Below are 26,233 nucleotides of genomic sequence, written 5' to 3' on the forward strand. Positions count from 1 at the left end.
ATGATAGCTATACTATATCAATATTCATTAGTTTGTACACATTATTATATTAATTATTATTTTTTAATTATTTATAGCTTACTTTATTATTTAAAAATATATATCTTAATTGTTATTTAATAACAGAAACACCCATATATGGTCTTAAAACTTCTGGAACTATTACAGAGCCATCTGCTTGTTGGTAATTTTCCAATATAGCTGCTACACTTCTTCCAATAGCCAGTCCAGAACCATTTAATGTATGTGCATATTCAGCTTTAGAATTTTTGTCTCTTTTAAATCTTATTCCAGCTCTTCTGGCTTGAAAATCTTCACAGTTTGAACAAGATGAAATTTCAACATATCTGTTATAACTTGGCATCCAAACTTCTACATCATATTTAAAAGAAGCCGTAAATCCTAAGTCACCTGTACATATTTTTACTACTCTATATGGTAAATTTAATAATTGTAGCATATTCTCAGCATTATTAGTTAATTTTTCTAATTCATTGTAAGATTCTTCTGGAGCTACTATTTTTACCATTTCTACTTTATTAAATTGATGTTGTCTTACCAAACCTCTTGTATCCCTTCCAGCAGAACCAGCTTCTGACCTAAAACAAGGAGTATATGCTGTATAATTTATTGGTAGTTGCTCAAATTTAAGTATTTCATTAGCATGTATATTAGTTAAAGGAACTTCTGATGTTGGAATTAAAAAGTAATCTAATCCTTCTATTTTGAACATATCCTCTTCAAACTTAGGTAGTTGTCCTGTACCCAAAAAACTATTTCTATTTGCCATAAATGGTGGAATAATTTCTGTGTATCCATTTACTGTTGTATTTGTATCTAGATAAAAATTTAATAATGCCCTTTCTAATCTAGCTCCTAATCCCTTATAAAGAGTGAATCTTGAACCAGTTATTTTACCAGCTGTTTCAAAATCAAGTATACCTAACTCAGTCCCTATTTCCCAATGAGCTTTAGATTCAAAATCAAAATTAGACGTCTTACCCCAAGTTCTCACCTCAACATTATCTTCATCGGTTTCCCCTTGTGGTACTTCTGAATGTGGTACATTTGGAATTCTCATTAACAAGTATTCCATTTTTTCCTCTACATCTTTAAGGTTTTGGTCTATAACTTTAATCTTGTCAGATAACTCTTTTAGCTTAATTTTTTCATTTTCTACATCTTTACCTTCTTTTATAAGATTTGGTATATTTTTAGATGCAGTATTTAATTCGTTTTTCATAACCTCAACTTCTTGAAGAATTTTTCTTCTTTCATCATCTAACTTAACTACTTCATCAAGATTAAAGGCTTTTTCACCTCTTCTTTCCATTGCTTTTTTTATACAATCTAAGTTTTCTCTTATTCTTTTTATATCAAGCATTTTTTCCTCCTCAATACTTTAAGATTGGATGTTATCTCTTAATCTCAGTTAACTTTGATAATAGTATATTTGCTTAAGGTTAAGAAATCTTTTTCTGTCTTATCCGAACCTATTATTTTTATTTAGTTATATTTTACTCACTTTTTTACATATTGTCAAATTATATTTAATTAAATTAATATAATTTAATTTTTCATCATTAATCTTACTTTTACTTTCATTATAATTATGCTAATTTTAGCAATCAATTATCTATTTTGACTTTTTTTTTATCAATCTTATATAATTATCAATTTTCATATAAATTTTTTTACCTTATGATATAATTCTTTATATATTCTTTGTCAGATGTTAGAATAGGAGGATTTTAATGAGTAATTCAAGTATAGGTAAAAAATTGACTTTATGTAGAAAAAAACAGAACATTAGTATAAAAGATTTATCTAAATTAATTAAAGTTACACCTTCTTTAATTAGTCAAATAGAAAAAGGAAGCGTAAATCCATCCATAAATTTTTTAAAATCAATTTCAAATGCTTTAAATGTACCATTAATTACTTTTTTCGTTCCTTCTATTGATGATTCAGAATTAATTGTAAGAAACAATCTTAGAAAAATAGTAATTTTTCCAGAATCAGAAAATATTTTATATGAAATGTTATCCAATAATCCATTTAATAAATTCGAATTTGCTATTATGAATTTATCTCCTAAGTCTTACTGTAAAGAAAAAAATGGGCATGCTGGAGACGAAGTTGCTTATATACTTAAAGGAAGTGTTGAACTTAGTTTGGAAGATGATATATTTGAATTAAATGAAGGTGATAGTGTAAAAATACCTTTTGGTATGAGACATAAATGGGGAAATCCAAGTGAAGTTGAAAGTAAGGTAATCTACATAGTTGTGTCCTAAAAACACAAATTTTCAAGGTAGAATTAATAAAATTATGGCAATTAACCTTTAGACCTAATAAGCTAGCCCTTCAGTCACATATAATATTATTTAACTCTACCTATTTTATTAGATTTTATTTTTACATAATATTTTTTATACAATACTTTTACATAATATTTAAAAGAATATAATTCATATCTATTTTAATGAATATAATACTTCCCCTTCTACTATTGTTTGTAAAACTTTAATATCTTTTATTTTAAGAGAGTCAACAGTAAGTGGATTTTCATCTAGTACTATTAAATTAGCTAGCTTGCCTTCTTTGATTGAACCCTTTTTATCTTCTTCAAAATATTGATATGCTGCATTTATAGTAACACCTTTTAAAGCTTCTAATGGGCTTATTTTTTCATTTTCACCTATCAATACTCCTTTTTTTGTAATTCTATTAACCGCACACCATATTGTTTCAAGCATATTAGGTGCTATTACAGGTGTATCTTGATGTAAAGTATAAATTAAACCTTTTTCTATAGTTGTTTTAATTGGACTAATCTTAAATGCTCTATCTTCCCCAAGGTTTTTAATATGAATATCTCCCCAATAGTATGTGTGAGCTACAAAGTATGAGGGTATCATGTTTATTTTTTCCATTTCATCAATTTGGTCTTCTCTTACAGTTTGAGCATGTATCATCACAGGTCTCATATTATCTTTAATATTTTTTCCTGTTATAACTTTTTCAAATAAGTTTATCAACTGGTCTGCCGCTGCATCCCCATTACAATGAGTTAAAAGTTGCATTTTTTCTTCTACTGAAATGTTTATAAATTTCTCTACTTCCTCATCTTTATATATAGAATACCCACGATAACCATCTTCTGAATTTTCATATGGTTTCGTTAACCATGCTGTCTTTCCTTGAGGAGAACCATCTAAAAATATCTTATATCCTCCTATTTTAAATTTATTTACATATTTCTTTACAAAATTTTTATTATCATCTTTTACAGATTTACTATTTTTTAAATCTACATATCCTACAATATCTATTTTTAGTCTATTTTGATTTGACATTAGTTTTAAGAGATTAAATTGATTATCTGCCATTAATCCCTCTTGTGCTGTTGTAATACCATAACTTAAATAAATATCTTGTACTTTTTCAATTAGATTACAAACTTCATCTAATGATGGTTGTTTTATTTTAGATGATACTTTAAAAAAGGCATTTTCCTCCAAGTATCCATTTGGCTCTTTACTCCCTTTGACTCTGCCTATATGCCCTCCTTCTGGGTCTTGTGTTTCATGAGTAACACCTAATTTTTTTAATCCTAAAGTATTTGCAACTCCCATGTGACCAGAAGCATGTGAAATTAGTATTGGATTTTCTAAAGATGCACTATCTAATAAATCTTTATCTGGATGAATATTTTCTTCTAAAAAATTGTTATCATACGAAAAACCAATTATCCATTCACCCTTTTTTATATCATTTGAATCTTTAAAATCTTGTATTTTCTTTACTATATCTTTAAAGCTAGTTGCATCTTCTAAAGGAACTAATCTTAGGGTAGTAGCAAAAGCTGTCAAATGACTGTGTGAATCTATAAAGGAAGGCATCAATGTTTTACCCTGCAAATCTATGACTTCTGTTTCATTATTTTTTAAAGCTAGAATTTCTTCTTTTGTTCCTATTTTTTTTATTATTTTATCTTTTATAAGAATAGCATCTCCACATATTGAATCTTCCATTGTAAGGATATTTCCATTATAATAAATTTTTTCTTTCATAAAGTTCTCCTTAAATTGTCTATTTTGATAAATTTATTTTAGTATTTTATAATTAATTATTCGTATTTCATTAAGCTTATTTTTTTTAATATTAACTAATATTAATATATAAAAATCTCATTTTTAATTATTGTTCGCCAAGAAATAAATACTATTCATTACAAATATTATAATTTAATAGTCATAATATTGATGTGAAAAATTAATATTATATGTTAATAAAAAAAAGTACTTAATATGAATTATTTTTTTGTATAATTGTAATTTGCTAAATCATGATGTATCATTTTAAATATACAGTTACATCATTATTTACAAGATAAGATACTTTTTTCTCAAATAAAACCTGATGTAATCTGTTCAAATCAACAAATTCAAATATTTTTTAGGAGGTTTTTATGAACAAAGAAAATAAAAATGTAAGAATTGCTGTTGTTCAGGCATCACCAATTATAATGGACTTAGATAAAACTGTTGAAAAAGCATTAGAATTAATTAAAGAAGCTGGTAGAAAAGGGGCAAATATAGTAGTTTTCCCAGAAGCATTTATACCTGCATATCCAAGAGGACTTTCATTTGGATTTGTTGTTGGAAGTAGAACAATGAAAGGTAGAGAAGATTGGAAAAGATACTATGATAATTCTGTACCAGTACCTAGTGCTACAACAGATTTATTAGGAAAAGCAGCCCAAGAAGCAGGAGTATATCTATCAATGGGAATAACAGAAAGAGATGGAAACGATATAAATTGCACTCTTTATTGTACAAACTTATTTTTCTCACCAGAAGGTAAACTTATTGGTAAACATAGAAAACTTAAACCTACAGGAACAGAAAGATGCATTTGGGGTGAAGGTGATGGAAGCACTCTTACAGTTGTTGATACTCCATATGGGAAAATGGGTTCATTAATTTGTTGGGAAAACTACATGCCACTAGCTAGAACAGCTCTTTATGCTAAAGGTGTAAAACTTTATATAGCCCCTACTGCTGATTCAAGAGAAGAGTGGCAATCAACTATGAAGCATATCGCTTTAGAAGGAAGATGCTTTGTTATTGGATGCAATCAATATGTTGAAAAAAATATGTACCCAACTGACCTTAACTATTATAAAGAACTTGATGCAGAACCAGAGATTATGTGTCCAGGTGGAAGTTGCATAGTTGACCCTTTTGGAAAATATGTAGCAGGCCCTATTTTCAATAAAGAAGAAATATTAATAGCTGATTTAGATTTAGAACAAATAGTTCTTAGTAGACTAGATTTTGATTCAGAGGGTCACTATTCAAGACCTGATGTATTTGAATTAATTGTTCACGAATAGTCTTTTTATCCAAAATCTTTACATAAACTTTTTACATAAAAATCAAAATGAGATACTCTTAAATAAAATAATTTTAAGGTATCTCATTTTTTATTTTATGATTTGATGTTATAGTTTTACATTAAAACTTACTTAACTATATATTAAGAACCAATTATATATTCAGAATCAGTTAACTTAACTATAAACCTAACCTTCACTACAATCCTAAATCAACTACTGTTCTTCCTACATGCTTTCCTTCTATTATTGAATCTATGCTTTTACTCAATTCATTTAATGATACTACAGTTACCATGTCATCTAAATCTTCTAGCTTCCATTCATTTGACAATAAGTCCCATATTTTTAATCTCAAATTCATTGGACAATCTACAGAATCTATACCATATAAAGTAACACCTTTTAATATAAATGGATATACTGAACTTGTAAAATCAATTCCACCTGCATTACCACATGTTGTAACTGCTCCACAATAATTAGTTGTCTTTATTGCTGTTGATAAAGTATTTCCTCCTACTGTATCTATTACTCCAGCCCATCTTGGTCTAAGTAGAGGTCTCCCTGAATTATCATCTACTTCTGATCTATGTATAACATCTTTAACACCTAGTTTTAATAATGTGTCTTTTTGTTCTTCCAATTTTCCTGTTGAAACTGCAACTGAATATCCCAATTTAACTAATATTTTAGTTGCAATCACAGCAACTCCTCCAGTACCACCAGTAACTAGTACATCTCCCATATCTTTGTCTACAGTATTTACAAATTTATATACAGATAAAGCTGCTGTAAATCCTGCTGTACCATAATCCATTGCTTCTTTTAGAGAAAGATTAGTTGGAAGTTTGACAACCCAATTAGAAGGAACTCTTATATATTCTGAAAATCCTCCAGAGGTGTTCATTCCTAAATCATAACCTGTTACCAAAACTTCATCTCCAACTTTAAAATCATCACAACTACTAAATTCTACTACACCAGATGCATCTATTCCTGGAGTATGAGGATATTTTCTAGTTACACCCTTATTTCCATTTGCTGAAAGTGCATCCTTATAATTTAGTGAAGAATATTTTACTTTTATCAGAACATCTCCTTCTGGTAGTTCATCTATATCTCTTTCGATTATATTTCTCTTAAAACGTCCCTCTTCTTCTGTAATATATAGTGATTTAAAATTTTTACTCATAAATTTCCTCCCAATACATTTAGTTTTATGTTAAACTAATTATAGTTGAAAAATAGTTTTATGTCAAACTACTTTTTATTTCAAAGTACCTCAAATAATTTAAAGATTGGAGATTAATTTATGGAAGATAAATATATCATACATTTTATAAGTAAGACAAAAGCTAATATGCTTAAATTCATTGAAAATAAACTCAATAAAAACGGTTTAAATGAATTGTTGCCTACACATGGAAATATACTCACTGCACTTTATGAAAATAATGGAATACTTACAATGAAAGAAATTGCAACTAAAATAGGAAAAGACAAATCTACTGTTACAGTATTAGTTAATAAACTTATAAGTCTAGGATATATAGAAAGACAAAAGAGTGACAATGACAAACGTATTACATATATAAAACTTACAAAGAAAGCAATGCTAATAGAGGATACATTCAATAGTATTTCATCACAAGTTAAAGAAACAGCCTACTGTAATATCACAGAAAAGGAAAAGCAAGAATTTCTTAGAATTTTAAAAAAAATCAATAATAATTTCAAAAATGCTGACTAAATTGAGCATAATTATATCTAGTTTTGGAATAATAAATAAAAAGAATCAAATATTGTAAAAATTTATTGTTAATAGAGAGGTATAATATGAATTTAAAAGACAGTAAAACTAAAGAAAATTTATTGAGAGCTTTTGCAGGTGAAAGCCAGGCTAGAAATAGATATAATATTTCTGCATCTGTAGCAAAAAAAGAAGGATTATATATAATAGAATCTTTATTTAATTATACTGCTGACCAAGAAAAGTCACATGCAAAACAATTTTTTACTAAATTAAAAGAATTTGCTGGAGAAAATATAAGTATATCAGGAGCATATCCTGTAGATTTATATGATAAAACAGCTCAACATCTTAAAGCTGCACAACATAATGAGCTTCAAGAGTGGGATGATGTATATAAAAACTTTGGAAAAACAGCACGTGAAGAAGGTTTTGAAGCTATAGCTAAATTATTTGAAAATATAGCTGAAATAGAAAAAGTTCATGGTGATAGATTTGGTAGATATGCTACTGATTTAGAAGAAGGTACTTTATTTAGAAGAAATGAAGATATCCAATGGATATGTACAAACTGTGGACATATTCATATTGGTAAAGAAGCTCCAAAAGCTTGCCCTGTTTGTCTTCATCCACAAGGATATTTCTTGGACTTTAAAAATTCATTATTTGAATAAGTAAAAATAATCTACTGTATTTAAGCAATTTATTATATTGATACTATCTAGTTTTATAAATATTAGATTATTCTAATATGAAATTATATTATAAAAATGATATTATCCATTAAATACAGTATTCTAAAAGTATAAAAAAACTTGAGAACTAATTTTACCACTTATTTAATATTTATCAAAGACTTTGATACAATAAAAATAAAGAGAAGTGCAATTATTAAAAATGGCACTTCTCCTTTTGCTGTTTCAATTTGTCATTGAATTTATATCCTACACCACATATTGTAACAATATGTTTCGTATTGTTGGGGTATACTTCTATCTTATTTTACAACTTGCTTTTTACATTCTTATCTGTTGTAGTATGAGTAATAGGATTGACCTTAATTAAGGTTTTATTTACAATAGCCATAATGTTTTTTTCTAATCAAAAATAAAAGAGAAATAAATAATCCTAAAAATTCTGCAACAGGGACAGCTATCCAAACTCCTATTTCTCCAAATATATTTGGAAGAATAAGAATAGCACCTAAAATAAAAATAAACGTTCTAGAAAAGGATATAATAGCTGATGTTTTCCCATCAGAAAATGCTGTAAACATTGCAGAAGAAAAAATACCAAATCCCATAATCACAAAAGCTAGAGAATAGAAGGAAAAACCATAAAGTGTAATATTGTAAACATCACTGTTAATTGAAGTAAAAATAGTCAATGACTTTGTTATAGTCAAATGAATTAAAATATTCGATACTATTGAACTAATAATCAAAAATAATATACTGTTCTTAAATATATCTTGTAGTTGCTTTTTATCACCATGTCCATATTTAAAACTGATAATTGGAGCTATTCCATTGGAATAGCCAAAATAAATAGCTGTAAAGATGTATTGGAAATACAGGATAATTGTTATAGAAGCAACACCATTTTCACCATAATATTGCAAAAAAGTATAGTTAAACATAAATGTTGTTACAGCATTTGCTAAGTTTGTTACCATTTCCGATGACCCATTTGTACAAGAACGAAAAAGCACATTCCAATTTAGTTCTGGTTTTACAAAGTGCAGAGGATTATTTCTTGCAAAAAAGAAATAGGCTAAACCTACAATTGCAGGAATACAATAACCTAATCCAGTTGCAATCGCTGCACCAGCAATACCCATATTCAATGGAACCATAAAGATATAATCCAGCACAATATTCACAACTCCAGCTAACAACGTAACAATCAGACCAAGTGTTGGTTTACCAGAAGTAACCAGAAAAGTCTGAAATGCTGTTTGAAGAAAAAATGCAGGTGCAAAGCTAAAAAGTATTTTAGCATAAGTAATACACAAAGGAGCTTGTATTGAACTTGCACCTAAAAACAAAATAATTTCATCAATAAACAAGTTTCCAATAATAGCAATAAAAATACCAATAAATATTTCTACAATGATTAAGAAACTCAAATTTTTTCTTGCTTCCTCTTGTTTTCCTTCCCCCATCTTTCTAGCAACTATAGCACTTCCACCTGTTGCAACCATGATTGCTACAGCCATTTCAAAACTGATAGCTGGATATACCATATTCGTAGATGATAATGCTATTGTACCAAGCAAACGAGAAATAAACATACCATCAACAATAATGTACATAGATAAACTAATCATCATAATAACATTAGGAATTGCAAAAGATAGTAAAGAAGTAAATGTAAATTTTTTAGCTAATACATTATCCATTTTTAATTTCCTCCTTTAACAATTCATAGTATGCAGTATTACAAGCAATAAGTTGATTCCATTTTTCATCTCCTAATTTTTCAATAGCCTTTTCTTCCATGCTATGAAGTGGTTCTAATATTGAATCAGTAAATTGTTTTCCACTCTTTGTAAAAGAAACCAGACGCTCTCTTTTATTTTCAGAATTAGATGAAATAGTAATGTATCCCTTCTTTTCAAATTCCATCAAAATCCCATGTACTGTCTGTTTAGGTAAAGCCCACCACTCACAAATTTGCTTTTGCGTACATACCTTATACTCATCTAAAGTATATAAGATAACTAATGCATTATAATTTAAATCATGTTTTTTAGCCCATACCCTGTATAAATCTAAAGTTCCACTTAAAACAGCATTTACAAGTTTAATTTGTTCACGAATTTCCATAATATCCCTCCCAATATAAAAGTACTAATCAGTACTATTTTAGTATAGTACTAATTAGTACTATAGTCAATAGGATATTTAAACTCTCAAAAAAATGTAGTATTTAAGAAAATTTATAGAAAAATAAAAACGCACACTTTTGCATTAGTGTGCGTTTTCCACATACTTAAATCCTAACTCTTCTCCTACATAATAAGTAATCTACAATAATCTACTATGATAACTTAATACTTATATCATTTATTTCTTTCATTAAGTCAATTTCAACAATTTTAACTACATCCTTTTCAAATTTTACTTGTTTATAATCCAAGCATCCTATTACAAATGGAACACCAAACTTCCTAAACAAATAAATTCTTCCATTTTCATTGTATATTGATTTAAAATTTTCTTCTATTATATTTACTATTAATTTTAATTCTTCAAATGTTATTGTGGATTTAACTAAAAATTTCTCTATTATACTCAATATAAGCAATTCCTTTTTGCCTATACTCTGTTCTTTTTTATATAAATTTTGAAATATTTCTTTTGTGTAATTACATATAGCTTCTTTCTCCAAAATAAAGTCAATGTCAAACTCTTTATTGGTATCTTTTTTTGTAAACATGTTTGCAATATCATCAAGAGATGTATCTTCTTTCATAGATAGTATTAACTCTATTCTTTCTAGTATTTTATCTCTTGGAAAAAACGTCTCTTGACCTGTAAAAGCTGATTTTTTTATAAACCATTCTTCTGGTATTATATTTTTTCTTTTCCATCTATATAGCTGCCCATAAGATATATTAGTTTTGCTTAATAAATCTTTCTTAGATATCAATTCTTCCATAATTTTTCTAGCCCACCTTTGTACTATTTTTTACACTCGAATTATCTGAAACTAACAACTTGTCACTGTATTCAATATTTTCAACATCACAATTGCTTACTAAGGATATGCTTTTTCCTCGTATATCCTTTATTGAAACATCTTCTAATTCAATAGAATCTCCCTCTATCAAATTACATTTAAATTTGCCTGAAAAAATGTTAATAAATTTAATCCCAAATGTAAAAATATCTTTACTTCTACCTATTTCTATATTAGTTGCTCCTATCTCCTTACAATAAGAACCTCCTCCTGAATAGATATATATGTTTTCTCCATTTAAAAGACCATCACATTTTATTGCTCCATGAACCTTTATATCTTCACATTCTATATTTTCTTTATTTCTCATTTCACCATAAACTTTTATATCCTGTGCATAAATACTTTCACTTACAATTAATTGACCTTTTACTGTAACATTATTACACTTTAAATTTCCATTAATTTTCTGTTGAGCAGTTATAATCAAGTCATCTATTTCTGCATCTCCATCTATACTAAGTTGCCCATTAACCCTTACACGTTCAGCTTTAAGACTCCCTTTTATAGTAGCTTTTCCATTTACTACAAAGTTTTTTATACTAATGTCTCCATCAAACTTTACATTTCCAAATACATTTACTTCATTACATTTTATATTTCCTTTTGACCTAGCACTTCCCATAATTTTTATACTTTCATATTCTCCACTATTGATAAATCCTTCTCCAAGTATTTTTATAGTTCCATTTTCCATATCATTACCTCATTTTAAATTTTATTTTAAGCCTAAATATTACTTATCTTTATTTAGATTTACTTTTTCATTATTTAGACTTACTTTTCCATTTACATTCTTTATTTCAACAACTATTGAACTTTCATCAATATCTATGTTTTCACTGTACTCCAAACTCTCTATATAACAACCTTTGCCTATGTTAATATTTTTACCTCTTACAATTTTAACTTCACTATTTTCTAAACTGATTTCATCTGCTTCTATAACATTTGCTAATAATCTACTTTCTGTATATTTTTTAACTGACAGTAGACCTAGATTTCTAAGATTAGAAGATGCCTTTTCAAAATCTCCACTCTTTTTTTCAGCTCTATAAAAGCTTTTACAATAATCGCCATGTCCCTTTTTTATATTTACACTACATGCACCAACTTCGTTTAGATTAGAAGTTCCATGCAAACTTATCTTAAGTTCTTCACAATTTAAAAATCCATTACAATCCAAAATTCCACTTAAGTCAACACTTTCGCATTCTATGCTTTTATTGATTTTTAGACATCCTTCTCCGCTAATAATATCTGACTTTAAGTTTCCTCCAACATTGATAATTCCTCCAGACTTAACTTTACTTGAGTTTATGTCTCCAGTACACTTAAGAAGTCCAAATATTGTCACTTGTGATGCCAATATATTTCCTTCAATTTTACTCAATCCTGCTGTAAAAAATTCATTACATTCCGTTGTTCCAATCACTTTTGCTGAACCTGAAGAATCAAATTTATTACATTTTATATTTCCATCTATTTTTCCTGTACCTGCTATATTAACTTCATCAAAAATTCCACCTTTACATTTTCCCATTCCATTAAAATTTAGCGAACGTAATTCTCCATCCATAATGATTTCCTTTCAATAACTTATTTTGTTCTTGAATATAATATAACAAAACATTGTTACGTTGTCAAGTATAATAATCTCGATGAATAAAACAATGCTCCTTTAAAGATAGCCAAAAAAATAATAGAGGAAATATTTTATATGAGCTATGAATCTTTCTTAGATTTCCAATTCAAATAAAATACTCCTCTATTATTTAACTATTTACATATACTTGTCTCTAAACTTTATAATCTATCAATGAACTTCTATAATCTACATGTTGATAAATTTCTCGATTACCTCAGCTAATCTATCCATATCTTTTGGATAAACTTCTCCTATACTTCCTATTCTGAATGTATCTACATCAGTCAATTTACCTGGATAAATAACAAATCCATTTTCTTTTAGATAAGTGTAGAATTCCATAAATTCAAATTTTGCATTCTTAGGATATAGGAAAGTTGTTATTACAGGTGATTGAGCATCATCATTCACCAATGTATCAAACCCTAGAGATTTTAATCTCGAAGATATTGTAAATTGATTTTCTTTATATCTAGCATATCTTTTTTCAACAGAACCTTCTTCCTCTAGCTCTAGTAATGCTTGATAAAAAGCTCTTACAACATGTGTAGGAGAAGTAAATCTCCATTTACCATTATTATTCTCCATAGTTTCCCATTGAGCGTATACATCAAGAGATAAAGATTTAGCAATTCCTTTGCATTTAGCTAATTCTTCTCTGTTAGCTATTATAAAACCAAATCCTGGTACTCCTTGTATACATTTATTAGAGCTACTCACTAAAAAATCTATATTAAAGTCTTCAACATCAATTTTAATTCCACCAAAACTACTCATTGCATCAACTATATAAACTTTATTATATTTTTTTGCAATCTTACCTATATCTTGTATAGGATTTAATCTACCTGTAGTAGTTTCACAATGAACCATTGATATATGTGTAATATCTTTATTTTCTTTCAATAAATTTTCCACTCTGTTTAAGTCAACTGCTTCTACATCACTAAATGTACAGTCAACATATTCTATATTTAAATAACTGCATATGTCCTTCATTCTCTTCCCATATGCTCCATTTGCAATTACAAGAAGTTTACCATTCTTTGGAATAGTGCTTCCTATTGTAGCTTCCACTGAGAAAGTACCACTACCTTGCATTAATACACTTGTGTATTTTTCTGTATTTTTTGTAGCTAAAGATACTAGTCTTCTTCTAACATCTTGTACCAAATCATTATATTCAACATCCCATGTACACCAATCTTTTAACATAGATGCTCTTACTGATTTAGTAGTAGATAATGGTCCTGGTGTAAGTAATATGTAATCATTTTCTGGTACAAAATCTGACTTAATTGTTTCATTTTCTATTTTTACTAAAACATCTTCTAATTCAGCCATAGTTTCTATAACAAAATGTGCTCCTGCTTCTTTAAATTTCTTTGAAACTGCTTCCATCTTAACTTTTAATTCTTCTTTATCCATATTTTCTACTTCTTCTTGTGTAAGTCCTAATTCACTTGAACCTTTTATTACAGCAACACTCCACATTCCAGCATTTACACCTTCTTTTACATCACTTAATGTATCTCCAACTTTTACCATAGCACTCATTGGAGATACTCCCAAAGCTTCAGCGTTTTTATAACACATCCAAGGATATGGTCTTCCTTGAGATACTTCTGATGGAGTTACAAGAAAATCTGGTGAATATCCCTTTTTAGCTGCATTTGGTTCAACTATATTCATCATTTCTCTTGTATAACCTGTTGTAGAACCTATTTTTAATCCATTTTGTCTTAATCTCTCAATAGTTTCAACAACATGAGGAATTGGAGTTGTATACTCTTCTAGAGTTTCAAATAACATAGGTTCAAATTCAGCATAAAGTTTGTTTACATCTTCCTCTGTTGGAAATCCTCCAAAATTCTCTGCCCAAATATTTTTTATTCTATCCATTTCGCACATTTCTCTTATATGATCTATTTTTAATTTTCCCATAGGTTTTCTTGCTTCTTCCATTGTTACATCTATACCTCTTCTTTTAAATATCTCTATAAATACATTAAGAGGTGCAAAACATCCATAATCTACTGTTGTTCCAGCCCAGTCAAATACTACTGCCTTTATTTTTTCTCCATATAACTTTTTCATATTTATAACCTCCATAGATTCTCATTTAGAATTTTTGTGTTTTTAATTGTTTTTACTTTTAAAGTATAACTTTTTCATGTTAATTATACATCATATTTAGGTTAAATGTATATTAAATCTATGTTTTTAGTTGTTTTTACTTGTTTTTAGTTTTCAATATAAAAATCACATTAAAACTCTATACAAAAAATTAAAATTTGTAATCTTCTTTCTAGGTTAAATCTATGAATTGGTTAAATTTTATAAATTTATCATTTCTATTTTGCTTCTATCCATGTTATATTTGATTCATTTAATTTATCTCTCCATTCATTTGGAGGTTCTGCATCACAAATAACAAAATCTAATTCATTCAAATCAGCTATCTTGTACATACTTACAATTCCTATCTTAGAACTATCACATAATACAAAACTTTCCTTTGAATTTCTTATATACTCTTTTGACAATAAAGCTTTACTTTGGTCTATGCTACTAATTCCAAAGCTGTCAATTATACCTTCACTAGATATAAATGCTTTATCTACATATAAGTTTTTCATAGCATCTATTGACATCTGACATGCTGTTCTTTGATGTTTTAAATTTACTTTACCACCAATGAATATAACTTCTCCATCAAATACGCCTTGGTTTTCATATGAAATCAACTTTGATAGCACAGGATAAGAACTGGTGATAACCTTTAGATTTTTTATAGAAACTATGTAATCCACAATTTGTAAATTAGTAGTCCCTTCATCTATTACAATTGATTCATTATCATTCACAAATTTAGCTGCATACTTAGCAATACTTTGTTTCTTTTCTAAATTAGTGCTATTTCTTTTTATATGTTCTGGCTCAATTACTCCATAATTTATTTTTACAGCACCACCATAAACCTTTTTTAACTTATTTTCACTTTCTAATTCTTCCAAATACCTTCTTATTGTTTCCGATGATACTTCTAGTTTTTTTACTAATTCTTTAGTATTTACCTTTCCTTTTGCATCTAACAGTTCTAATATTTCTTTTTTTCTATCTATTGAATTTAAAGACATTAAGTTCTCCTCCTAAATATGTATTCTACTTTTATAAGATTATAATTAACATCTAAGCTCATAAAGTAATTCTAATATATGACAAAAGATATTTCACTCAATTTAATATAGTATATCTTACAATAGATATTACTATTAATTTATATAGCATGCAATCTTTCATTCATACCTTGAACTTTTCACTATTTTATTATTTATACAACTAAGTTATATCTCTTTACAATAAAAAAATCCATCAAATATCAATATTAGATGGACTTTATAATCTTTTATTATGTAAATTAATAATTAAACGTTTAGTTATTAATTTATTTTCTTGTTTCTAAGAATTTTACTAAATTATTTACAGTAGACATGTCTTTTCTTTCTAAATCAGTTGGTTGAAGTTCTATTCCAAGTCTATTTTCAATCTCAAGTAAAACTTCAATTATAGCTAATGAGTCTAAAAGCTCTGTTTCAAATAAGTTAAGGTCTAAATCATCTCTTATCTCATCAGTTCCTAATACATCTTCAAATATTTCTATAACTGTTTCCTGCATAAATTTGCCTCCTTAAAATTAAGCTAAATATCCTGAGAATATCAATAATCCAAAACATACAATATGGAATGTAATGAAAATTTGAACTCTCTCAAACCATTTTTCTTTTTTATGTTTCTTATAAAATTTAGATTTTCTCTGATATATATCAGTTAAGACAAGTGCTAAGCCTTGATACACACCATAAGCAATGTAAAACCAAGTTAGTCCATGCCAAAATCCCATTGTTATCATTGTTATCATCTGAGCTACATGAGCAGCAGTAGTTCTTTTCTTAAATCTTTTCTTTCTCATTGAAGACATAACAAATCTTGAAAAAATATAATCTCCAAACCATCTTGAAAGACTTATATGCCATCTTGTCCAAAACTCTTTCATATCCTTACTTATAAATGGTTTATCAAAGTTTATAGGTACTTTTATTCCAAATATATATCCTGTACCTATAGCAAATAAACTGTATCCTGCAAAATCAAAGAACAGGTATAAACTATATGCATACATATAACTTAAAATGTTTATAAACCTCATATCTTTAGGTATTATTGACACCCAATATGTATTTATCAAAAATGCTATAACAAACTTATAACCTACTCCCATAACAATGTTTTTTATTCCAGGCAATAAGTATTCTTCTAGATACTCTTTTCTAGATATTTTCTTCTCTAAATCCTGTTCAAATCGTCTTGACCTGTCAATAGGACCAGAACTCAGTGTTGGAAAAAACAACATAAAATAAAGCATATCTGAAATCTTAACTTCTTTTATAGCACCATCATAAATTTCAATAACCATTTGTATAGCCCTGAAATTTAAGTATGATATTCCAATAAATCCAATCAATCCAAAAGATGTAACTGGAGATATTTTATTAATTATTATCGGAAGCATTGATGCAGACAAAAATCCCCAATAGATATATTTATTTTTAGTTTTTCTTCTTACATATTCGTATCCTTTGACTATTATTACTTCTAAAATGATAAATATCAACAAGTATTTAAACTGAACATCTATTCCTACAATCAAAAATATCATAAATAAACTTGCCAACATACCATAATACTTTATATTTTTACCCATTAAACCTAAAATCACTGCTGGTATTGATGTTAATAATAATATGTAAAGATAAAAATAATCTCCATACTGTGAAAAAATCATTAAATTTCCTCCATAAGTTTCTTTCTGTCTATTTTACCATTGATATTTGTTGGAAACTCAGAAATTATTGCAATATTTCTTGGAATCATATACGAAGGTATATACTTTCCTAGTTCCTTTTTTATCATCATCCCATTTTTGATATTACCTAAATCATTCTTCTCATTTAACTCAACAATACCTTTTAAATAAGCAATTTTTTCATCCTTATATATTGGTAAAACTACTGCGTTTTTTACATTATGAACTTTTCTCAAATTATTTTCTATATCTTCTATTTCAATCCTAAATCCATTTAACTTAATTTGAAAATCTTTTCTTCCACAATAGTATATAGTTCCATCTAAGAGATATCCCATATCACCAGTTTTATAAGCTCGCCACTTTACACTATCTATTTCATCATAGAAAAATACTTCTTCAGTCTTCTCTTTATTATTAAAGTAACCTTTTGAAACTGATGGTCCAACTATTATAATCTCACCTTTTTCATTTTCTTTCAGTTCATTTCCATTTTCATCAAGTATTTTTATTTTACAATTTTGCATAGGATATCCAACTGGAAGGCTCTTTTCATCATCTATAGCTTCTTGAGTCATATCATTTACACTTACGCCAACAGTAGCTTCAGTTGGTCCATATCCATTGATAACTCTTGTATTTGGAAATCTACTCATAAGTTCTTTAGTAAGATTTTTTGAAAGTGCTTCTCCTATAAATATCATGGATTCAAGTTTAGGAAGCATCTTACTATTAAACTCTTTTTCTGTTACACATACACCTGCAAAAGAAGGTGTTGATACCCATACTGCAATATTAGATTCGCCAAATTGTTTGAATAGCTCTTTATAATCTGCTAGTACATCTTTTGATATTGAAAATAATGTAGCTCCATGAACAAGACCAGGGTATATTGTTGTCACTGAAAGGTCAAAAGAATATGCTGCTTGATTCATTATTACTTTTTCACTTCCATCTATATTTAAATAAGGACTTATCCAATCTACAAAACTATCTAAGTTATTTGAACTTATTTGAACCCCTTTTGGCTTTCCAGTACTACCTGATGTAAATAGTATATATGCATTCTCGTCACCTTTTACCCAGTTTTCTTTATGTAATGACTTTCCTTTATACTCACTTATTATATCATTTAATTTATTCTTATCAATTACATTGATATCTCCAAAGTCTTTTTCATCACTAAAGTTAAATAATACTTTTGGTTTTACTTCCTTAGTAACTTCAAAAACTCTATCTAGTGGAAAACTAATATCAAGAGGAACATATGCTCTACCTGATTTTAAAGCTCCTATCATACATGCCATTATCATATTTTCTTTATTACCATAGATTACTATAGGAGTATCTTCTTCTTTGTATACATTTTTTAGAAAAACTGATATAGCATCTGAATACTCATTTAAATCTTTATAAGAAAGTTTATCTCCATTACATGTCAATGCTATTCTATTTGTATTTGAATATTTTTTTATTCCTTCAATAATTTTCATATAAAAATTCTCCTTTAAAATCCATTATAAATAAATGGCAACTCTTTAAATGGTGTAAATGTTAAAACACCTATTGCCAATATTATAATCATAGTTAAACAAATACTAGTTACTAATTCTTTATTGCTCTTTAAATATTTTAAATAATCTCTCACAGACATCTACCCATCCTTTCGTTCCAAGATGCATTACATCTCTTAAATAATATTTCTCTTTACCTTTATCTTTAAGATTCATAACTTCAAAGCCTTTACTTTCTGCTATATTCTGTGCCTTATCATAAAACTGATTTCTTTCTTTCTCAGAGATACCAGTTAAATCATAGAATTTGCCCATACTTGGAATTAGTACAACAACTGGTTTAATATCTAAGTCCTTGCATACATTTAATAAAAGCTTATAACTTTCAAATTCCTTAGATGTTACTAAGTCTATGCCCTTATCTCTTCCTCTATATTGCTCTAGACCATCTTTAAAATGCTCATTGTAATAATACTTGTCAATGTTTAGAGGATTGTTACCTACTCTCTTCTTAGCATCTTCAATAGCTTTCTTTTTCTCATGTGACCAATTTATAGGTTTTTTTCTTCCTTCTTTTTTGTGTTTATCTAGCCTAATTAATTTCTTATAAAGTATCCCTTTTTCTTTAAGCTCTATACAGTATTTTCTCCCTTGAAAATAAGGCTCTAATAACACCTTCTCAGCTTTCTCATACACTGTCTTAGGTTCATATAGCTTGGCATACAATGCTTCTGCCTTATATTCGTCACTACCCCATAAAAGCTTACTTGATTTTTTTATATATTCAATCTTATTTTGTTTAGATATCTTTGGATTATCTAAAAAACGATAAAATTGTATTGGTGAAAACCTAGACTGGTAATGGTGACTTGTGACTCCATCTTTTTCCATAAACCATTGCATAGAAATTAACAAGACAACCTTCTTATTATCAATATTAGGATTCATACTTCCTAACACTGCAGCATCTTGTAATGTCTGAGTATAAGCTCTACCAATTGCAAATACTTTGTTTTTGCTCCTATCTGTATTAAAATAGTACTTTGGATGTTGTTTTGTTGAATTACTAAGTTCTGATGACCCCAAAATCATAATATCTTTTTCTCTCAAAAAATGATTATTTGCTGTAACACCTTTATCCTTTATATCACTTAAAGTATCATCCATAATTGGAAGTAGATTTTTCTCCCTCAAAAGTTCATCAGTTTTAGAATCAAGAAATTTGTCTAACCCAAATAAAAATACTACGCCTATTATAAATGGTGTAATAAAGTATATCAATTTTCTCATATTTTCTCTCCTCTAAAAATATTCAAATTTATGTTATTATTAATCATATTAGTTTTAATGTATATATTCAACTACAAAATTGTAATAAAATCTCCAAAACTTTTTTTTATTCTGTTACAAATTTGTAAAAAAAAAGAAGAAATTCACTGAAAAAGGAATCTTTTTAGTGATTTTCTTCTTTTTATAATTTGACATTTTAATACTTAATTGTGTATATAATTTAACTTATTTTAAAATTAAATTTACTCAAAAGTATATCTTAATCCCCATTGCTTTCTTATTTCATCCATTAAATTCATGACATCTATAGATGATTCTAGAGTATTGGCTTTTATTTTATTTAATATACAATTATTGACATATTCAATTTCATACTTTAAAGCTTTTTCTGTATCACCATATTCTAGAGTTTCAATTCTTCCACCATCTGTATAAATTATTGTAGCTTTTGATGCTCTTGGGAAATTTTCTACAGTTATAAATCCTAATTCACATGCAAGAATACCTCTTTTTGGCATCTTAGCTCTCATAGTTAATGATATTACAGCCATCTCATTCTCAGAATTCTTTAAAATTATTCCAGATTGTTCATCCACACCTGTTTCAAATTTCTTAACAGTTGTTAAAATTTCATTCGGTTGAGATGACATAAAGTACCTAGCAAATGAAAGTGCATATGTACCAATATCAAGCAATGCCCCACCAGCTAAATCTTGACTAAAAAATCTATTATTAACATCATAATCCTTGCAACTTCCAAAGGATACTTGTATCATTTTAATTTTTCCCAAACTTCCAGACTCTACTATCTCCTTTAATTTTTTATATAAAGGCATATAATAAATAGTCATCGCCTCTGCTACTATTAAGTTCTTTTCAATAGCTAAAGTTATAATATCAGTTAGTTGACTTCCATTTACTGTTATAGCTTTTTCACACAACACATGTTTACCATTTTTTAGACTTTTCATTATATATTCATAGTGATTGCAATGTGGAGTAGATATATACACTACATCTATATTCTTATTCTCTAGCATTTTATCATAATCATCATACACATTTTCTATATCAAACTTATTTGCAAAGTTTTTTGCTCTTTCAAGACTTCTTGAAGCAACAGCATACACTTTACAATTCACCTCACTCATAGCTTGTGCAAATTCTGATGCAATAGTTCCAGGACCCAATATAGCCCAATTTATATTCTCCATATTTACCACCTCATATCCTATATATTTTTAAATAAATTACAGACTGTCAGCTGGATAGACAATCTTTCCTTGTCTTCTTATCTCATCCATAATTCCCATTACTATCTTTGAATTTTCATGTGAGTTTATACCAGACTCTATTTTATTATTATTTATAAGAGTTATAAACTCAATAAGTTCATGATATATTCCTTCTATTTCTCTAGGTTTCTCTTCTTCTTTTTCCTTTAAAATAGATATATCTTCTTCAGTTCCATCTTTATATCTAATAACCACCCTTTCAAACAAATTAAGTTTTTCAATTATTATACTTCCCTTTTCTCCTTGTATCTCAGATGGTATGTAAGAATCAGCTATTTTAGAATACTGAACTACTGCATCCATACCATCATATTGGAATATAGCCAAACCTTCTCCATCTACTCCAGTTTGAAGCATATGAGAAAATGATTTCACACATTTTGGAGCACCAAATAGATTTATCATAGGGTGTATGCAGTACACTCCAATATCCATCAATGAACCATTTGACAGTTCTTTTTTAAATGCATTTTCTATAATTCCATTTTTATATTTATCATATCTTGAAGAATACTGACAATAGCTTCCAAAAAATCTTCTTATTTTACCTATCTTATGTAAATTTTCTTTAACTGCTTTAAAATTTGGAACACATGTAATTCTCATAGCTTCCATAAGCAATACATTATTGTCTCTTGCAACCTTTATCATTAATTTTACTTCCTCTAAGTTAGATGCTAATGATTTTTCACACAACACATGTTTTTTGTGTTTTAGACAGGTAATAGCTTGTTTTGAATGCATTGCGTTTGGAGAAGCTATGTATATAGCATCTATACCATCTGATTTAGCCATGGTTTCTAAATCGTCAAAAAACAGACTTGCCCCATGCATCTTTCCAAATTCCTTAGCTTTTTCTAAATCTCTTGAATATACAGCAACTAGTTCAAACTCTTCAATCCTAGATGCAGCTCTTAAAAATAGTTTTGATATATTACTTGTACCAATAATACAAAATCTTATTTTACTCACCATTCAAACACTCCTCATTCTTTATAATTTATTTTAAATAAGTAATACCATATAATAAATAATACTCTATATAAACTTTTGAAACTTATTAGAATGTTAACTTCATCAAATAAAAAAGAAAGCCAACTTTAAATGATTTCACCATTTTAGCATAGCTTTCTTTTAACTACAATCTAAACTTACCTTATACTTCTAAAGTTATATTATATCTCTATTTCCTCTCAGGAATTTTATAGTAAAAATTTCATCCACAAACAATGCTATCAATAATACAGTTGCTATAATTGGCCAATAAGGTATTATTAAACTATATAAATTATCAACTACATACACTTGAAGATACCTTACTCCAATAAAAGTCAATATAGTCCAGTACATAGAAAATTTTAAACATATTATTCCTCTATTATTGTACTTATAGTCTGAATAATCCCAATATACCTTATTAAAATATACCTTCATAATTATGCCTGTGATGTACTCTACTGTTGTTGGCACTACTAAACATAGTAAAAGCAATGCAAATATATTATTTGGGTCAATAAACCTTGAGACCTCTATTATAATAGACATTGCAATTGCATACATTGGTTTAAACGGACCATTCAAAAATCCATCTTCTTGAAAATGACCTTGAGTAAAATAACTATATAAATTTTCAATTATCCAACCTATAAAACCATACAAGAAAAAATTAAATAAAAAATATAATAGAGAACCTACACTATCCATGAATATTCCTCCTAATTGTTTATAATTATTTTTTCTCATATTCATGGATTTATTCTAAATCAAAGAAATTAAATTTAAATTCTTTGATTTAATATTTCATATTATAGGCTACAACATTCTTTAGATTCTAAACTTTTTAGGTATTCTCTAACTTCCAATAAATTTTCAAGTATCTTATGTGATTGTTCTTTAATTTGTTCATCTGGCTCTTTTAAGTCAGGTACATTTATACATTTTATACCCCCATTATAAGCAGCCTCTACTCCCATAGGGGAATCCTCTATAACAATGCAATTTTCTGGATTAACATTTATCTTTTTGGCTGCCTTTAAGAATATTTCTGGATTTGGCTTAGAGTTTACAACATCATCTCCACAAACTATAGCATCAAAGTATTCTTTTAAATTTGCTTTGGCTAATCTTTTAACTGCTCTTTCTCGTTTTGTAGAAGTTGCAACTGCCATTTTATACCCATTTTTCTTTAAAAAAGATATTAATTCATTAACTCCTAATTTGATAGGAGCTCCTTCTCTATCCATAAATTCAATCATATTTTTAGTTTTCTCATCATACAAATCTAATATTGGCACAGAGCTATCATATATCTTAGTAAGACCTTCTATTATCCCTTTACGATTCCTTCCCATAACAGATGTATATATTTCTTTAGTCATAGTATATCCATACTTTTCAAATGTCTCTATCCAAAATTCAAGAGAGATTCTCTCTGAATCAAACAAAACTCCATCCATATCAAAAATAATTCCTTCTACTTTTTGCATACAATTCCTCCAATATTTTTTGATATAATTATATTACACTTTTTATGATTAATTTTACAACCCTCAATTTATCCAATTCTAATATAGTAAAATTGTAATTTTCAAAAGTTACACTTTGATTTACTTTAATGTTTGAACCAAGCATATAGGATATCCAACCACCTATACTATCAAATCCATCATGTTCTATATCAAGCCCAAAGTATTTATTGATATCATTGATTGATTCAGTTCCATCAACTAAGTAAGAACTTGTTCCTATTTTCTTAATATGAGTTTCTTCTTTATCAAATTCATCTTGAATTTCTCCTACTATCTCTTCCAGTATATCTTCAATTGTTACTACACCAGATGTACCACCATATTCATCTACCACTATAGCAAGTTGGAGTTTTTCTTTTCTTAATTTCTCAAGAGCCTTATCTATAGTACAATTTTCTGATATATATATAATATCTCTAAGTATTTCTCCTAGTTCAATTTTATTTCTGTTTATTTTTTGATTATACAAATCTCTTATATGTACAAATCCTAATATATCATCTTTATTTTTCTTACATACTGGATACCTAGTAACACCTTCATCTCTCAAAATAGATAATATCTTTTCCTCCGAGTCACTTTCATATATACAAATCATATCAGTTCTAGGTACCATTATCTCTCTAATTTTCTTTTCTTCAAATTCAAAAATATTGTCAACTAATCTTTGCTCTGATTCATCTATAAGCCCACTTTTATAGCTTTCTTCAACTAATAATCTTATTTCATCACCTGTATGTGGCTCATCAACTTCATCTGCTTGTGAATATCCAAATGGCTTAAGAAATAAATCAGTGCTTAGATTAAAAAAGTATATTATTGGATATGTCAATTTATAAAATCCAATCAACAAAAAAGATGTACTTAGCATTATTCTCTCTGTATTATAAAGTGCTAAGGCTTTAGGAACAAGCTCCCCTATTACAACTTCTACCATTGTTATAATTAAAAAGGAAATAGAAATTGATATTGTATATATAACACTTTCACTAAGATTAAATATACTTATTATTGGCAATATTAACTCTTTAACTGTAGATTCTCCCATCCATCCTAGTGCAAGTGAACAAAGTGTTATCCCAAGTTGACATGCAGAAAGATATGAATTTAGATTATCTTTTATTATTTTACACCTTTTAGCATTATTATTACCTTCAGCTATCATAGTATCTATCCTAGAACTACGAAGCTTTACCATAGCAAATTCACAAGCTACAAAAAATGCATTTATTAAAACAAGTACTATTATAAGTGTTACATTTAATAACTCCCGCATAAAATATTGGCCCTTATAATCTTATAACATAAGAAATTTATAAGAACTCAAAGTTCCCCCCTTATATTTATAAAATTTAATTTATAATATATATTCTATCATATTTATTAATATATCTTATTTTATTACAAATAATTTTAAATACAAAATTACCCCTCTTAATATTTATGATGGGTTGTATAATATATTAAGAGGGGCTAATTAAATTTTACGTATGGGCAATATAAATTTTAGTGGTCTTTTACAGGACTTTTTTCAGTTTCACTTGTTATTCCTAATTCTTCTTTTTCAATATTCCATTTTTCAAGACCATATTTAGATATTTTAACAGCTTCTGCTAGACCTCTCCCAAGTCTTTTTATCGTATTCATGCCTACTTCATCATCTTTTGCACCTTGTTCTTTTGCATCTTTACTCCAAATACTAGCACCAGTGTATCCTCCAATAAGTCCTCCTGTTACCAATACCTCATGCATTAAAAAGAAATTTATTATTGGTAATCTGGCCATTTCTTGTCCACCATATCTAGTTCCACCAGTAGTTATAGCAGCTCCTACTTTATTTTGCAAATTACATCCATGTACTAAATACATATGTCTTAATCTATTTAACACAGCAGTCAATTGAGCAGTTATTCCCATATCATAAACAGGAGAACCTATTATAAATCCATCTGCTTCTAACAATTTTTTCTCTAGTTCGCCCATATCATCTTGTATAGTACATTTTTCTGCTTTTCTCATACAAGCATCACAATGTATACATGGACCTATATTTTTTCCTCTTACAGTCCAAAAGTCAGTTTCTATTCCTGGTATTTCTTTAGCTTCCTCTAAAGCTTGTAGTATTGCATATTCAGTTGCTCCTTTTCTTGGACTTCCACATATTCCTAGTATCTTAGCCATAACTATACCTCC

General features: G+C 27.9%; 25 protein-coding genes. 4 read left to right on the forward strand and 21 right to left on the reverse strand.

The genetic code is table 11. The features are described from left to right. Positions 1–112: 112 nt before the first annotated feature. The gene (gene serS / locus IC758_RS15565; protein WP_227482072.1) at positions 113–1,384 is read right to left on the reverse strand and encodes a serine--tRNA ligase; all 1,272 of its coding nucleotides are present in this window, start codon (positions 1,382–1,384) and stop codon (positions 113–115) included. A gap of 370 nt (positions 1,385–1,754) precedes the next feature. Here serS and IC758_RS15570 point away from each other — a divergent pair, with 370 nt between their 5' ends. Continuing rightward, a complete protein-coding gene (locus tag IC758_RS15570; RefSeq protein ID WP_227434380.1) occupies positions 1,755–2,297 on the forward strand; it encodes a helix-turn-helix domain-containing protein in 543 nt (180 codons plus the stop codon). Positions 2,298–2,477: 180 nt separating this feature from the next. Here IC758_RS15570 and IC758_RS15575 read toward each other — a convergent pair whose 3' ends face one another. Beyond that, entirely contained in the window at positions 2,478–4,076 is a 1,599-nt protein-coding gene (locus IC758_RS15575) for an amidohydrolase (protein WP_227860575.1), read from the reverse strand. A 398-nt stretch (positions 4,077–4,474) separates the two neighbouring features. On the opposite strand from IC758_RS15575, the gene IC758_RS15580 reads away from it, so the two are divergent. Beyond that, positions 4,475–5,401, forward strand: a complete 927-nt coding sequence (locus tag IC758_RS15580) for a carbon-nitrogen hydrolase family protein (RefSeq protein WP_227482071.1) — start codon at positions 4,475–4,477, stop codon at positions 5,399–5,401. 199 nt (positions 5,402–5,600) lie between these two features. Here IC758_RS15580 and IC758_RS15585 read toward each other — a convergent pair whose 3' ends face one another. Continuing rightward, entirely contained in the window at positions 5,601–6,596 is a 996-nt protein-coding gene (locus IC758_RS15585) for a YhdH/YhfP family quinone oxidoreductase (RefSeq protein WP_227482070.1), read from the reverse strand. Between the two features lie 120 nt (positions 6,597–6,716). On the opposite strand from IC758_RS15585, the gene IC758_RS15590 reads away from it, so the two are divergent. Beyond that, positions 6,717–7,154, forward strand: a complete 438-nt coding sequence (locus tag IC758_RS15590; protein ID WP_227434376.1) for a MarR family winged helix-turn-helix transcriptional regulator — start codon at positions 6,717–6,719, stop codon at positions 7,152–7,154. 86 nt (positions 7,155–7,240) lie between these two features. Further along, complete coding sequence (gene rbr, locus IC758_RS15595) at positions 7,241–7,828, forward strand: rubrerythrin (RefSeq protein WP_227434375.1); 588 nt, start codon at positions 7,241–7,243, stop codon at positions 7,826–7,828. Positions 7,829–8,223: 395 nt separating this feature from the next. Here rbr and IC758_RS15600 read toward each other — a convergent pair whose 3' ends face one another. The 18 genes from IC758_RS15600 to IC758_RS15685 form a co-directional block, all read right to left on the reverse strand. Further along, complete coding sequence (locus IC758_RS15600; RefSeq protein ID WP_227860576.1) at positions 8,224–9,555, reverse strand: MATE family efflux transporter; 1,332 nt, start codon at positions 9,553–9,555, stop codon at positions 8,224–8,226. Next, positions 9,548–9,982, reverse strand: a complete 435-nt coding sequence (locus IC758_RS15605; protein ID WP_227434373.1) for a MarR family winged helix-turn-helix transcriptional regulator — start codon at positions 9,980–9,982, stop codon at positions 9,548–9,550. Before IC758_RS15605 ends, IC758_RS15600 begins: the two co-directional genes overlap by 8 nt. A 214-nt stretch (positions 9,983–10,196) precedes the next feature. Then, a complete protein-coding gene (locus IC758_RS15610) occupies positions 10,197–10,817 on the reverse strand; it encodes a YhbD family protein (protein ID WP_227434372.1) in 621 nt (206 codons plus the stop codon). A gap of 7 nt (positions 10,818–10,824) precedes the next feature. Continuing rightward, a complete protein-coding gene (locus IC758_RS15615; protein ID WP_227482069.1) occupies positions 10,825–11,595 on the reverse strand; it encodes a polymer-forming cytoskeletal protein in 771 nt (256 codons plus the stop codon). 39 nt (positions 11,596–11,634) lie between these two features. Next, positions 11,635–12,477 (reverse strand): hypothetical protein, encoded by an 843-nt coding sequence (locus IC758_RS15620; protein WP_227851175.1) that lies wholly within the window; start codon positions 12,475–12,477, stop codon positions 11,635–11,637. 255 nt (positions 12,478–12,732) lie between these two features. After that, positions 12,733–14,643: a 2-aminoethylphosphonate--pyruvate transaminase gene (gene phnW / locus IC758_RS21250; RefSeq protein WP_227830873.1), complete on the reverse strand. Its 1,911-nt coding sequence runs from the start codon at positions 14,641–14,643 to the stop codon at positions 12,733–12,735. 257 nt (positions 14,644–14,900) lie between these two features. After that, positions 14,901–15,686 (reverse strand): DeoR/GlpR family DNA-binding transcription regulator, encoded by a 786-nt coding sequence (locus IC758_RS15630; protein ID WP_227434368.1) that lies wholly within the window; start codon positions 15,684–15,686, stop codon positions 14,901–14,903. A 308-nt stretch (positions 15,687–15,994) separates the two neighbouring features. Continuing rightward, positions 15,995–16,225, reverse strand: coding sequence for a D-alanine--poly(phosphoribitol) ligase subunit DltC (gene dltC, locus IC758_RS15635; RefSeq protein WP_227434367.1), 231 nt, complete (start codon positions 16,223–16,225; stop codon positions 15,995–15,997). A gap of 18 nt (positions 16,226–16,243) precedes the next feature. Beyond that, entirely contained in the window at positions 16,244–17,392 is a 1,149-nt protein-coding gene (gene dltB / locus IC758_RS15640; protein ID WP_227434366.1) for a D-alanyl-lipoteichoic acid biosynthesis protein DltB, read from the reverse strand. Then, positions 17,392–18,906: a D-alanine--poly(phosphoribitol) ligase gene (locus IC758_RS15645; RefSeq protein WP_227830874.1), complete on the reverse strand. Its 1,515-nt coding sequence runs from the start codon at positions 18,904–18,906 to the stop codon at positions 17,392–17,394. The genes dltB and IC758_RS15645 overlap by 1 nt, the downstream gene beginning before the upstream one ends. A 14-nt stretch (positions 18,907–18,920) precedes the next feature. Continuing rightward, positions 18,921–19,061, reverse strand: a complete 141-nt coding sequence (locus IC758_RS15650) for a hypothetical protein (RefSeq protein WP_227434522.1) — start codon at positions 19,059–19,061, stop codon at positions 18,921–18,923. After that, positions 19,027–20,217 carry a D-alanyl-lipoteichoic acid biosynthesis protein DltD gene (gene dltD / locus IC758_RS15655; protein ID WP_227434364.1) on the reverse strand — a complete coding sequence of 397 codons (1,191 nt, stop codon included), beginning with the start codon at positions 20,215–20,217 and terminating at the stop codon, positions 19,027–19,029. The genes IC758_RS15650 and dltD overlap by 35 nt, the downstream gene beginning before the upstream one ends. Before the next feature lie 242 nt (positions 20,218–20,459). Then, a complete protein-coding gene (locus IC758_RS15660; protein ID WP_227434363.1) occupies positions 20,460–21,431 on the reverse strand; it encodes a Gfo/Idh/MocA family protein in 972 nt (323 codons plus the stop codon). 36 nt (positions 21,432–21,467) lie between these two features. After that, positions 21,468–22,487 carry a Gfo/Idh/MocA family protein gene (locus tag IC758_RS15665; protein ID WP_227835213.1) on the reverse strand — a complete coding sequence of 340 codons (1,020 nt, stop codon included), beginning with the start codon at positions 22,485–22,487 and terminating at the stop codon, positions 21,468–21,470. Positions 22,488–22,682: 195 nt separating this feature from the next. After that, entirely contained in the window at positions 22,683–23,216 is a 534-nt protein-coding gene (locus IC758_RS15670) for a putative ABC transporter permease (RefSeq protein WP_227434361.1), read from the reverse strand. A gap of 101 nt (positions 23,217–23,317) precedes the next feature. Continuing rightward, positions 23,318–23,998, reverse strand: a complete 681-nt coding sequence (locus IC758_RS15675; protein WP_227434360.1) for an HAD family hydrolase — start codon at positions 23,996–23,998, stop codon at positions 23,318–23,320. Between the two features lie 28 nt (positions 23,999–24,026). After that, complete coding sequence (locus IC758_RS15680; protein WP_227434359.1) at positions 24,027–25,316, reverse strand: hemolysin family protein; 1,290 nt, start codon at positions 25,314–25,316, stop codon at positions 24,027–24,029. Positions 25,317–25,546: 230 nt separating this feature from the next. Next, a complete protein-coding gene (locus IC758_RS15685; protein ID WP_227434358.1) occupies positions 25,547–26,221 on the reverse strand; it encodes a flavodoxin family protein in 675 nt (224 codons plus the stop codon). Positions 26,222–26,233: the final 12 nt, after the last annotated feature.

The organism is Clostridioides sp. ES-W-0016-02, assembly GCF_020641035.1.
Lineage (GTDB): Bacteria > Bacillota > Clostridia > Peptostreptococcales > Peptostreptococcaceae > Clostridioides.